This window comes from Gottfriedia sp. NPDC056225, from assembly GCF_042267765.1.
Taxonomy (GTDB): Bacteria; Bacillota; Bacilli; order Bacillales; family Bacillaceae_G; genus Gottfriedia.
Genome location: NZ_JBHJTJ010000021.1, coordinates 1 through 13,107, shown reverse-complemented (window position 1 = coordinate 13,107; position 13,107 = coordinate 1). Strand labels below are relative to the sequence as shown.

At 30.1% G+C, this 13,107-nt stretch carries 12 protein-coding genes; 9 read left to right on the top strand and 3 right to left on the bottom strand.

Translation table 11 applies throughout. The annotated features are described in order from the left end of the window. Positions 1 to 95 precede the first annotated feature (95 nt). Both ACFCYN_RS14445 and ACFCYN_RS14440 read left to right on the top strand, forming a co-directional pair. Positions 96 to 278, top strand: a complete 183-nt coding sequence (locus tag ACFCYN_RS14445) for a hypothetical protein (protein ID WP_172444198.1) — start codon at positions 96 to 98, stop codon at positions 276 to 278. Between the two features lie 117 nt (positions 279 to 395). Then, a complete protein-coding gene (locus ACFCYN_RS14440) occupies positions 396 to 959 on the top strand; it encodes a GNAT family N-acetyltransferase (protein WP_375950041.1) in 564 nt (187 codons plus the stop codon). A gap of 178 nt (positions 960 to 1,137) precedes the next feature. On the opposite strand, the gene ACFCYN_RS14435 is transcribed toward ACFCYN_RS14440, so the two are convergent. Next, on the bottom strand, positions 1,138 to 1,758 hold the full coding sequence (locus tag ACFCYN_RS14435; RefSeq protein ID WP_375950039.1) for an NAD(P)-dependent oxidoreductase: 621 nt from the start codon (positions 1,756 to 1,758) through the stop codon (positions 1,138 to 1,140). A gap of 141 nt (positions 1,759 to 1,899) precedes the next feature. Between ACFCYN_RS14435 and ACFCYN_RS14430 the strand changes: the two genes are divergently transcribed. The 3 genes from ACFCYN_RS14430 (at position 1,900) to ACFCYN_RS14420 (ending at position 5,031) form a co-directional block, all read left to right on the top strand. After that, complete coding sequence (locus ACFCYN_RS14430) at positions 1,900 to 3,420, top strand: carboxypeptidase M32 (RefSeq protein ID WP_375950092.1); 1,521 nt, start codon at positions 1,900 to 1,902, stop codon at positions 3,418 to 3,420. Between the two features lie 364 nt (positions 3,421 to 3,784). Continuing rightward, positions 3,785 to 3,988, top strand: a complete 204-nt coding sequence (locus ACFCYN_RS14425; RefSeq protein WP_172444202.1) for an aspartyl-phosphate phosphatase Spo0E family protein — start codon at positions 3,785 to 3,787, stop codon at positions 3,986 to 3,988. 581 nt (positions 3,989 to 4,569) lie between these two features. Continuing rightward, entirely contained in the window at positions 4,570 to 5,031 is a 462-nt protein-coding gene (locus ACFCYN_RS14420) for an RDD family protein (protein WP_172444203.1), read from the top strand. Positions 5,032 to 5,090: 59 nt separating this feature from the next. On the opposite strand, the gene ACFCYN_RS14415 is transcribed toward ACFCYN_RS14420, so the two are convergent. Further along, positions 5,091 to 5,609, bottom strand: coding sequence for an SRPBCC family protein (locus ACFCYN_RS14415; RefSeq protein WP_098121090.1), 519 nt, complete (start codon positions 5,607 to 5,609; stop codon positions 5,091 to 5,093). A 153-nt stretch (positions 5,610 to 5,762) separates the two neighbouring features. After that, on the bottom strand, positions 5,763 to 6,074 hold the full coding sequence (locus tag ACFCYN_RS14410; protein WP_098121120.1) for an ArsR/SmtB family transcription factor: 312 nt from the start codon (positions 6,072 to 6,074) through the stop codon (positions 5,763 to 5,765). A 217-nt stretch (positions 6,075 to 6,291) separates the two neighbouring features. Here ACFCYN_RS14410 and ACFCYN_RS14405 point away from each other — a divergent pair, with 217 nt between their 5' ends. The 4 genes from ACFCYN_RS14405 to ACFCYN_RS14390 form a co-directional block, all read left to right on the top strand. Continuing rightward, positions 6,292 to 7,830, top strand: a complete 1,539-nt coding sequence (locus ACFCYN_RS14405) for a carboxypeptidase M32 (protein WP_375950090.1) — start codon at positions 6,292 to 6,294, stop codon at positions 7,828 to 7,830. A gap of 334 nt (positions 7,831 to 8,164) precedes the next feature. After that, positions 8,165 to 9,256, top strand: coding sequence for a type III polyketide synthase (locus ACFCYN_RS14400; protein WP_375950036.1), 1,092 nt, complete (start codon positions 8,165 to 8,167; stop codon positions 9,254 to 9,256). Further along, complete coding sequence (locus tag ACFCYN_RS14395) at positions 9,256 to 9,759, top strand: isoprenylcysteine carboxyl methyltransferase family protein (protein ID WP_216854089.1); 504 nt, start codon at positions 9,256 to 9,258, stop codon at positions 9,757 to 9,759. The genes ACFCYN_RS14400 and ACFCYN_RS14395 overlap by 1 nt, the downstream gene beginning before the upstream one ends. A gap of 416 nt (positions 9,760 to 10,175) precedes the next feature. Continuing rightward, positions 10,176 to 13,107 (top strand): dynamin family protein (locus ACFCYN_RS14390; protein WP_375950034.1); only part of this gene is annotated, 2,932 nt, incomplete at its 3' end.

The following is a 13,107-nucleotide window of genomic DNA, read 5'->3' as shown; positions in this document are numbered from 1 at the left end:
TAAGAATTTTATAAATCTTGTACTGGAAATGGATAAATATGGTATTCTATAAGAAGGATAATTTGAAGATTTAAGTGTAAATGGAGATAAACATTTTGAAAATAAACAATTACTTATTTAAATTCGCGCTTACATTAACCGTTATGTTTGGAGGTACTTTCGTTAATCATTATTTTAAAACTGGAGAACTTTTATTAGACCAAATGATAGGTTTTTCAATGGGCTTACTAATCTTAACTTTATCATTAATTTGGAGAAAGACTAACAAACTAACTTGAAGCTCATATGCAACTATAGAATGCAAAAATTGAAAAATTAGAAAGCCTCTTTGATTTGTTTTTTATTGTTTAAGTTTCATTAAGTCATAATTTAAAGTTTTCGAGAGGGGAAATGAAATGAATTCTATTTTATTAGATGTTCCGTTTCAAATAGAAACAGATAGACTAATTCTTCGAGCACCACTTCAAGCTGGTGAAGGAGATGTAGTAAACCAAGCTATTAAGGATTCGATTAGTGAGTTAAAGCAATGGTTGTCTTTATACCAGTCAATTCCTACTGTTGAAGAAACAGAAATAATACTGAGAAATGCCCATATAGATTTTTTGAAAAGAGAAAGCTTTCGCTATCTTATCTATAATAAGGATACTAATGATTTTATTGGAACTGCTAGCCTACACAGAATTAATTGGGAGATTTCTAAATGTGAAATTGGATACTGGATTAGCACACCTTTTAGTGGCAATGGATATATGATAGAAACAGTCAGAGCGTTAATAAATCTTGGTTTTCAGCAATTTAAATTTAGTAGGATTGAAATACGATGCGATTCTAATAACACTAAAAGTCGTTCGATCCCTGAAAAACTAGGATTTGGGCTTGAAGGAATATTACGTAATGAAGATCTTTCAGCTGACGGTAAAAAACTAACTGATACTTGTATCTTTGCAAAGATAAATTAGACTCCTAAAGATTGTCTAGTTAGACAATCTTTTTTTAGTTCAAAAATCATCATTAACCAGATGAAAAATGGTGTACTCTTGAATAGAAATCAATGAAGTTTAAATTTAGTAGCACAATATCTTACATAACTAGAAATATTAAAAAGGCTGCCGACTTATTCGACAGCCAAAAGCCTTTTTAATAGGCAATCCCTACTCTACTTTTACTATATTTGCAATCGGAAAATTCATTAAAGGCAAAAAAAGCTGTATCACCAGTTGAAATGCTTTGGCCATCAATAGGCAATATTTCTTTTTCTATACGAAATTTTTTCGTTATTGGTCCATCTGGTAAGTAAGTCGGGCAAACAATCGTCCAATTTAACTGACTTTGATTTAATAACAAAAAAGCATGTTCATGATCTTTTGCTGCAGTCGTTGATTTCCTTTTTGATTCTGAGCTTAAATAACGTAGGAGCGTCGGTTCCACTCTAGATTGCAAAATACCTGCAGTTCCTATTGACACAAAACGTTTAATTTTTTTCATTTCCAAAAGAGGAATTAACTGTTTCATAGTATTAGATAAAATATTTTCACCCTCAGTATTTAGAGCTGAAATTACCCCATCTACATGTTCCAAAGCTAAACTCAAATCAGTATGATTTAATGTATTTCCTTTAATTATAGTAAGAGAATCATGTTTTACTTTAATTTTTTTTTCATCTCTAACTAAAGCGGTTACTTCAAAATTGGCTTCTAATAATAGATCAACTAAAAAAGAACCAACTCTTCCTGTTGCGCCTAATAATAATATTCTCATAGCATCACCTTGGTTGTATTGTACAATATTAAACTAATTTCTGTCTTTAATATAATCTTCTGAATTTGACTAAGTTTTTAACAAAATGAAAATAGAAGATATGATAGAATGAAACTAACAGCTAAATTATAGAAATGAGGGATAAAAATGGAAATTAAAAAAGTTCAAGAAGACTTTATTGAGTATTTAAAGAAGATCGAAAATTATAATGAAGCAATAAATGTGATGTATTGGGACTTAAGAACTGGAGCTCCAAAAAATGGTGCAGAGCAAAGATCAAATGTTATTAGCCAACTTTCAGAAGAAGTTTTTGAAATGACAACTTCAAGTACAATGGAAAACTTTTTAAATTTATTAGAAAAAGAAATTGGTACTGGAAATTTAAGTGAAATCATCGAGAAATCAGTAAAAGAATGTAGAAAAAATTACGATTTAAATTGCAAAATTCCTAAAAAGGAATATGCAGAATACGTAAAGCTATGTTCATTAAGCGAAAATGCTTGGGAAGACGCTAAAAATGAAGGCAATTTCAGCAAATTCCAGCCATTTTTAGAAAAGATTGTAGCAATGAAAAAACAGTTTATTGAATATTGGGGCTACAAAGATAAGAAATATGATACATTATTGAATCTCTACGAACCAGGAATGACAACTCAGAAGCTGGATGAAGTTTTTGGAGAAGTCAGGGAAAGTCTTGTACCATTAGTAGCGAAAATTTCAAAATCCTCTGTTAGGTTACAGCGCGAAGAATTATCACAGCCAATTTCAATTGATATTCAAAAAGAGGTAAGTGAAGATGTACTCGTTAAATTAGGTTATAATTTTGATTCCGGCCGATTAGATGAAACAGTGCATCCTTTTCAAATTACACTAAATCCTGGTGATGTGCGTGTAACAACAAAATACATAGAAGATAACTTTATGAGTGCTCTTTTTGGAACGATTCACGAATGTGGACATGCACTATATGAGCAAAACTTATCTTCAAATTTAATTGGTACGCCATTATGTGAAGGGGCATCTATGGGAATCCATGAGTCGCAATCATTATTTTTTGAGAATATGATTGGAAGAAGTAAAGAGTTTTGGGAAACTCAATATGAAAAGTTAATTGCAAAAACTGGCGATTATTTTAAAAATTTGTCCGTTGAGGATTTTTATAATGCAATAAACCATAGCGAACCTTCATTAATTCGTATTGAAGCGGATGAATGTACATACCCATTACATATTATGGTGAGGTATGAAATTGAAAAAGAGCTATTTGATGGCGAATTACAAGTAAAAGATTTACCAAAAGTTTGGAACGAGAAAATGGAAGAATATTTAGGAATTACTCCAGCTAACGATCGAGAGGGAGTACTTCAAGATGTCCATTGGGCAGGAGGAGATTTTGGTTATTTCCCTTCATATGCATTAGGGGCTATGTATGCAGCTCAGTTCAAACGTAAAATGAAACAGGAATTAACTGATTTTGATCATATTTTAAAAAGTGGAGAAATTCACCAAATTGTAAATTGGCTAACTCACAATATTCATCAATATGGAAAACTAAAAGAACCAAAGGAAATTTTAGTCGATGTTACAGGTGAAGATTTAAATGTGAAATATTTTATTGAATACCTTGAAGAAAAGTACTCAGAATTATACAAATTAGCATGATATAGGTGGAACGAGGGAGGTTATTTAAACCTCCCTTAACTTTACTAATAAATGTATAAATCAATTAAAAAGTGTATAATTAAAACAAAATATTAATAAGTTCAAAGAATAGACACTTTTGGGCTATTAAAAAGATAGTAATGTATAGTATACTTAATAAAAATGAAAGCGCGTTCATCTTAATGAAAATATAAAGATTCTATATAATAATTAGAACAAGATTAAAAATTATAATCGAAAAAGTAAACGAATACTTAATAAGTTCAAAGAATAGACACTTTTTAATGTTCGAATCATTACTTTTTCATTGTATATTAATAATAAATGAAAGCGTGTTCAAACTTTTGAAAAGGGGGTAATTTGAATGTTTTTTAGGACAGCAAGATCTTTAGAACGAAATATCGAAGAAAAACGAATCAAGTTGCAAGAAGCTCGAAATCATAATAATGACAATCACCATGAAGTTATTAAGATTCGTCATCAGTTGGACACAGATTTAAGAGAACTTCAGAAATTATTGAAAACGATTGCAGGTAAACAATCTAAAGTAAACGTAAATCTTATTTGAAAAAATGTAAATAAAGAGACCACAAACATTTGTTTGTGGTCTTTCTTTTTTACGCAGTCGAACTCATTCAAGCATCTAGGATGTTTTTTTTATTATTCTCAAAATTCTTTGATAAAAATTATTAATAATCGCTTCAATTACAACGATTGTTAAAACCAATGTAGTTAGTGATTTAGAAGGAATTTCATAAATGGTATAATGCAAAACGATTAAGAGTAAAAAGATGCATATTTTAACGATTCTCGACTTGAAAATTTCCTTTTCTACTGATTGAACAGTTTTCAAAAATATCACCGGCATTTTCATTGAATTAAATTATTTTTATACATAATAATTACTTAGGGTGGTGATATTTCTAGCTAAGAAAGAAGGAATTTATTGTATTAGAAAGTCTGCCTTATATCAGAACCTAAAAGATAACAATTATCCTTATTCTTCTATTGAATAAGTAAATGCGCATTTATAAATAAATAATTAATTAAATAGTTAAAAATCATTAATCAAAAATAAAATGTCCAAGTATAATAGTATATATCTTAAAATATCCATTTTAACAAAATTGTGGAATGAGGTTCATCTAGATGGATTTCGAACTGGCAAGCCGTACAAGAAGATTGTTTGCAGCGTGGATCGATGGGACATTCTATCTTTTATTTTCTAAACTGGGGTTATTAATAATTGGCATAGAAAGTAAAGACATTTTACATTTATATTTGTATAGTAGTAAGCAGCTATTTCTCTATTCAATCTGGTTACTTTTATTTATTTTCTTATTTTATGTACTAGTTCCTACTTATATATGGAGTGGGCAAACAATTGGAAAAAGATTATTAAGCATTATGGTAGTTAAAGCTACGGAAGACTTAGTCGATTTAAAAACAATGTCAATGCGTACAATATTTGCTTTTGGTTGTCAAATAAACCTACCAATATTAATACAAATACTTGGCATTATGTATTTAGTAGATCTACTTTTTATCATTCGAAAAGATCAAAAAGCGTTACATGATTTAATTGCTAAAACTAAAGTTGTTTATTATTAGTAATAAAAATACCCTTTTGAGTTTATATCGGACTCAAAAGGGTATTTTTTATAATGATCTTATAAAGATGTTTTAGCTAAATACTCATCTAATTGGTCAAATGTACCAGTAAAGCCTTGTTGCATAGATTCTTTATTTGCAATAAATGCTGCAACTTCTTCATCAGTTGCATTGATTGGGAAACCTTTTAATGTAATAGTTGTTTTTCCGTCAGTTTCTTCTAAAGTTAAAGTGTTTTGAATTTCCAATGGCCACACTTCAAAGAATGGGGCACGAACCATATTGGCTTCTGGATCAGAGAATGAATTAACAAAAACGATTTTTTCAGGTTCAATAATTTCTCCGAAAACAAATAATCCCCACATTTCGAATCCATCAGGTGATTGCATTTTATAGTGGAATTTACCACCAGTTTTAAATTCTAATGTTGTTACATCCATTGTAAATCCTTTAGGACCCCACCAATTTTTAAGATGCTCAGCTTCTGACCAAACTTTAAATACTAATTCACGAGGTGCATCAACAACCCTTGTTAAAACTAATCCTTGCTCATCAACTTTAAATGTATTTTCACTCATTTTCAATTCCTCCAATTCATTTTGTATGTTTATTTTTTTAATAAATAATCTGCTAGACGACTTAATGTCTGTTTACCAGATGAATAAAAAACTTTAAATTTACTCCTTTCGAAATTTAAACTAATCAAATTAAGTACTGTGAATAAGCTATGTTTATTTGCCTTGTAATTTTTTTAAGTAATCGTCCAATTGATCGAATCTCTGTTCCCAGACGTGTCGGAATGACTTTATCCACAAATCCATTTCTTTTAGCGGCTGGGGTCTTAGTTTGTAAATTCTTTTATTGGCGATTGGTTGAACTTCGACAAGCCCAGCTTCACTAAGAACGCGTAGATGCTTTGAAACTTGTGGTTGTTTAAGTCCGAGACTTTCAGCGATTTCACCTACTGATAGTGGACCGTCACGTAAGAGTTCGACAATCTGTAATCGGTTCGGCTCAGAAAGAGCAATTAAAGTCGAATTCATAAATTAAATATACCTCATGAGGAATATTCCTGTCAAGGAATATTCGAAATGTAAAATTATATAATTTGAACAAATACTGGCGTAGTATGTGCAAAAAATGGTAATATTATCCGTTTTGTCGATAAATATTATTTGAAAAATGAGAAAATTCCTCTTAATCCGTTAAATATATATGGTACTATTTATCTGACTGAAAAATTTGATTTTAAAGGTGGGTATATTGATGAGCTTGAAAGAGTATGAGGCTTCATTTTTAGAGTATGTAAATAAAATGCTGAATATTGAAGAAGCAATTGGTGTATTGTACTGGGATCTTCGGACAGGAGCACCTAAAAATTCTTTTAAGCAGCGCTCAAATGTAATTAGTCAATTATCAGCCGATGTGTTTAAGATGAGTATTTCAGATGAGATGGCCCATTATTTAATAACAATGGAAGAAGCGGTTAGCGCAGGGAAATGTTCAGTAGAGGTTGAAAAAACAGTAAATTATTTAAGGAAGCAATATGAAAGAAATACGAAAATACCTGTTGAAGAGTTTGAAGCATTTGTTAAATGCCAAGCAATTTCGGAAAGCGTATGGGCAGAAGCGAAGGAAGAAAACAATTTTGCAAAATTCGAACCATATTTAACTGAAATAATTGGGTATAAACGTAAATTCGTAGAATATTTAGGATATACAACTTGTAAATACGATACATATTTAGATGAATATGAACCAGGTATGACTGTTCAAAAACTGGACGAGATATTTTCGGCAGTAAGAAACAAAATAGTACCGCTTGTTAAAGCTATATCAACGAGTGGGAAAAGCTTTGAAAAAGAAGAAATGAAATCTTTTGTTTCTAAACAAAAACAAAAAGAAATTTGTGAACTATTTTTAACTACTCTTGGTTATAATTTCGATGCTGGCAGACTAGATCCTACTGCACATCCGTTTGCAACTTCCCTTAACTTAGGAGATGTTCGAGTAACGACAAAATATCATGAAAACAATTTCGAAAAAGCTCTATTTAGTACGATTCATGAATGTGGTCATGCACTTTACGAACAAAACATTTCGAAAGACTTAGAATGTTTACCAATTGCTCAAGGTGCTTCATTAGGTATTCATGAGTCACAATCACTTTTATATGAAAAAGTTATTGGACAAAGCTATGAATTCTGGAAGTGTAATTTTGCAAATTTAAAAGAGCAATTAAACGGTGTATTAGATAATATTACGTTAGATGAATTTTATAAAGTGATTAATAATAGTAAACCTTCTTTTATTCGAATTGAAGCAGATGAATTAACTTATCCATTACATGTTATGATTCGTTATGAAATTGAAAAGGATCTTTTAGATGGTAAAATTCAAGTCAATGAGCTTCCCTCTATTTGGAATAAGAAAATGGAAGAGTATCTCGGAATTGTACCAGCAACTGATCGAGAAGGCGTACTGCAAGACGTTCATTGGTCGATGGGACATTTCGGATATTTTCCAACATATGCTTTAGGAGCTATGTATGCTGCTCAAATTAAAGCTACAATGGAAAAAGAATTACCGAATTATAACGAATTAATTGAAACGAATGATTTTCAAACAGTACTTGATTGGTTAAGAGTGAATATTCATCAATATGGTGCAACTAAGAAACCGCAAGAAATATTGAAGGATGTTACAGGAGAAGAATTGAATGTAAATTATTATATTGATTATCTAGAAACAAAATATTCAAGCCTTTATGAGTTAGAAGAAGTAAATAAATCGATCTAAATTAAGCCATATAAATTAATCGTTTTAATGGAAATAATTGCGAATGTACAATCAAATAAAATGAGATATACTAAAACTGCACAACTAGAGAGAACACTCCTTTGAAACGCTTAGGCAATTCTAATTATTTGTTCATGAACAATGAGCGGATAGTGAATTGTCTTTTTTTTTATGGACTTTATTATTGATTTTCTAATGTTGTCTTCTAGTTTTTAATTCGTAATTTATTAAACCACAATTGAGCTAAAACAATTGTTTTCAGATTTTCTATCCAATTTGAAGAATAATTTTCCATTTTTATACAAAAGTTAATCTCTATAAGGAGTGGGAAATTATGCCTTTAATTTTATCTGTTGGAAAATCAGTGCCTAAAAATAAAATTAATCAAGAAAATGTCGTGCCTTTTATTAGAGAACTTTTTATGAAAAAGTACCCATCAATTGATCGGTTATTATCTGTATTTCAAAATGGGGAAATTCAAAATCGCTACATATCAAAAGAGCTCTCTTGGTATAGCGAGGAACATAGCTTCGAACAAAAAAATCAAGCTTATACTGAAATTTCGATTGAATTATCAATAGAAGCTATAAAAAATTGTGTAACAAGCAATGAATTTCTATCTTCGGAAATTAAATATGAAGAAATTCAAGGAATTATTTTCGTATCATCTACTGGGATTTCGACCCCAACTATTGATGCCCATATTGCCAACATACTACCTTTTAATAACTCAATTAAAAGAATACCGATCTGGGGTTTAGGTTGCGCTGGTGGAGCTAGCGGAATTTCTAGAGCCTTTGATTATTGCAGGGCACATCCTAAGTCAAATATTCTACTAGTTGCTGTTGAATTGTGTAGTTTGACCTTCCAAAAAGAAGATCTTTCAAAAAGTAATATAATTGGAACTTCATTGTTTGCGGATGGAGCAGCTGCTGTACTTGTTGTCGGTGATGAAAGTGAGTTGAAAAATAGAACAATACATAAAGCTTTACCTACAATCGTTCAAACAAATTCGAATCTAATGCCGAATTCTTTAGATGTAATGGGATGGGATATTCGCAACGATGGACTATTTGTAATTTTCTCAAGAGATATACCATCGATCGTTAAGAATTGGTTGCAGCCAGTTGTTTCTAATTTCTTATTTGAAAATGAGCTGACCATTGAAGATATTACTCATTTTATCGCTCATCCAGGTGGAAAAAAAGTGTTAGATGCATATATAGAATCACTTGATATTTGCGAAGAGAAATTAGCAACTTCATTACAGATTTTAAAGTCATTTGGTAATATGTCGTCCTGTACAGTTTTATTTGTATTATCCGAATTTATGAAAAAAGGAAAAGTGGATGAATTAGGCCTTCTTTGTGCCCTAGGACCGGGCTTTAGTTCTGAGCTTTCTCTGTTAAAGTGGGTAGAATGCTAATGTTAAAGATTATTTTTTTGTTTATTATTATCCAAAGAGTAGTTGAACTTGGTATAGCAAAAAATAATGAAAAAAAACTAAAACAACGTGGTGCCATTGAATTTGGCCAAGCGCATTATAAATATTTTATTATTTTACATAGTATGTTTTTTTTATCGATATTTATTGAAAATTACTTTATTCCGTATGTAGAAATGGAATTTTTTACTTTCCTTTTAATATTATTTATCATTTTACAGTTAGCGAGAGTATGGGTTATTTCGACATTAGGAGAAAGATGGAATACAAAAATCATTATTCTACCTAATGAAAAGTTAGTAAAAGATGGACTTTATAAATATATAAAACATCCGAATTACATCATTGTAACGATAGAATTATTGGTAATTCCAATTATGTTTCATGCATATATTACAACCGTAGTCTTTTCTATTTCTAATTTAATGCTATTAAAAGTAAGAATCCGAGAAGAAAATAAAGCGCTTTTACAATCCATCGAATAGTTATTGACAAATGGAAAATAACTTATTATGATTAATGTAGAATGAAAATCATTATCAACTTCGAAAGGTTGTGCGTCAAATGGTTCTTGGATTTGTGTCGGCTACAATACTTTTATACTTTTTATTAACTAAATATGTACTTAAACAAGTTCAAAACTAGGTGATGTTGCCTAGTTTTTTTTTTGTACTTTTATCAATTAAATTTGAAGTAAGGAAGAATAATAGAACATAGTCCCCTAATTTAGGAATAATAAGTACATTTTTTAGCTCTTCTATACATAAAATGCTCGTCAGATAACAAGTTTTATTAATTTTCTATTCATTTGCCTATACATTCTTCTTCCAAATTAATATATATGGGGATAAAATAATGCTAGGGAAAATATTTGAGTTTGAAATGAAATGGGGAAATCACGTTGCAAAATACTAAGATCAACAGAGGGGAATTACTGAATAAGGTTTCTTCAGGAATCAATTTACTTTCTGAACAAGGAAATTCCAAGGAATTATTTCAATTAAAAAAATTAGCATACAAAATACAAAATAAGGAAAGTTATTACGTATTTTGTGGGCATTTTTCTGCTGGTAAGTCATCATTATTAAATGATCTATTACAAGTAGATAAACTACCTACAAGCCCAATCCCAACAAGTGCTAACGTCGTAAAATTAAAAAGCGGCGAAAGTAAGATGTTAATCACTCTTAAAGACGGTGAAATGTATCAGATTCAAGAGGATATTCAAGTAGATGAATTAAAAAAATTAGCTTCAGATAGTGGCTCGATTATTGAACTCGAATGGGCACAAGAAATTTTTAAAATTCCAAGTGGATCTGTTTTAATCGATACGCCAGGAATTGATTCAACTGACATGGATCATTTAGAGGCTACAAACTCAGTGATCCATCTTGCGGATAGTATTTTCTATTTGATGGACTATCAGCATGTTCATTCGAAAACAAATATTGATTTTATTAATAGTTTAGTTGAAAAAAATACGAAAGTTTGTTTAGTCATTACATGCATTGATAAGCATGATGAAACGGAATTAACGTTTGAGCAGTTTAAACATGGTGTAATCGGAAACATGAAAAAACAAGGATTAAATAATCTACAAGTTTTTTATTTATCTACAAGAGATAAAACGGTAAAAAATAATGAATATACTCAATTTATTAATTATTTAAATGATTTATACAGCAATCAAGATGTAGTTCAAATTGAAAATGATTACGCAAGCTTTTTAACAATCATGAATGAACAATTACTACAACTTGAGAACGATTACATTGATATTGATCAAAATGCTGACCAAATTAAAGCGGAATATAATGACTTGAATAATGAAATCGAAACAATCGAAAAGTCAGTTTCGTCATTTGAAGAAAATTGTTTGCAGTCTACTCAACAAGTACTGAATAATTCAAATATTACACCTTTTGAAATGAGAGAATTAGCTTCAAATTATTTAGAATCAGAAAAAGCGTTGCAAAATAAAGGACTTTTCCAATCAAGGAAAAAACTTGAAAATAATTTACATGAATCAAAAACTCAATTTATTAGTAAAGTAAAAGAATTAACGAATAAGCAGATTGAGTATTTTGTAAAAGAAGCTGCAGTTCGTACTGTGAAACAAATCGAAAATAATAAAATTGATAGCAGTGACTTTGATAAAATTCTTGAACCGAATTTGAGTGAAGAGGTAATTTGTCCAAAGCCATCACACTTAATTGATATAAGTGGAAACTATTTATTACAATATACGAAGGAAGTAAGTGAAGGAATTAAAGGGGTTTACCGTAAAAGTATTTCAGAATTTATTTACAGTCTTTCAAAAGAATTAAAGCTACAAAATGAAACAGCCTTGGTTAAATTAACGAATCAAAAAAACGAACTCCAATCTAAAATTGATGGGTTTAATGAATTAGAATTCAATAATCATAAAATTTCACATATGGTTTCAGAAATTAAGGCGATTTTAAATAATAATCAAGAATTAAATCATGAATTGCCAGAAATAAAACCTACGTTAATTTCAGTAAGTGAATTAATTACTCATAAAATATTAACTGTTCAAGAACCCGAAATAAAGAAAGAACTTATTACAGAAATTGAAAAAAATAACACAAATAAATATTCAAATGAAGAAATTAATGCAAAGTATGAAATTGCTGACATTCTATTAAATGAATTATCTTCAAACCAGTTTGTTAATAGTAAAATCACACTTTTAAAAGAAAAAAGAGAACAGATTAAATCTAATGAATACACAATTGCCTTATTTGGAGCATTTAGTTCTGGAAAAACATCCTATATTAATACTTTATTAGGTGATCGTGTACTTCCAGTTTCACCACACCCAACTACAGCAGCAATTTGTAAGATTAAACGATCAACGGTTGATTCCGGGAATAAAAAAGCTGATGTAAGTTATAAATCAGAGGAATCATTAAAAGAAGAGTTCTTAGATTTCTTCAAAAAATGGGGCGTAGATGTAAACGAGAAAGAATGGTTTAGTACGCTTCAAAATTTAATTAAGAAACAAAAGGATAAAATCCCTACGGATGCTTTCGTTTATGCCGAAAGCGTATGTCAAAATTATGAAGAAATGAGAAGTCTGCTCGGAACAATAAAACGCTATGACTTAGATGAGTATGTAAGCGTAATTAGTGAAGAAAATCGAGCATGCTTTGTAAAAGAAAGTACAGTCTATTTTGATTGTGATATAACATTAAGTGGTATTGTTTTAGTTGATACACCAGGTGGGAATAGTATCCATTCAAGACATACCGAGCTAGCGTTCGATTATTTGAAAAAAGCTGATTTAATCTTATATGTTGCACATTATCAGCACGCTTTTACACGTCAAGATGAGTCTTTCTTAATGCAAATCGGAAGAATGAGAGAAAGTTTTGATAGTGACAAGGTTTACTTTGTTTTAAATGCATCGGATTTAGCAAAGGATCAAAATGAAATCGAAATCGTACAAAATTTCTTTATTAACCAATTAACGAAACTTGGCGTACGTTTCCCATCAGTTTTTGCTATTTCAAGTATGCTTGAGATGAAGGGCTATAATGATTCAGATTTAAATTTAGAAATTCAAAATAATTATAAGAAATTAAATACGAAAATTCAAAATTTCTTCCAATTCGAAATTGCTAACGAGGTATTTAAAACATTTATCAATGATCTATTTACAATCGAAAAAATCTTACATGATACAATAAATCGATTTGAACGAATTAAACGTGAAAAAGATCAATTCTTTAGTGAGCTTGAGCAAATTCAAGTAAAAGTTAAAGAAACGATACAAAATGCTAAACCAGCCAATTTACCAAGAGCATTTA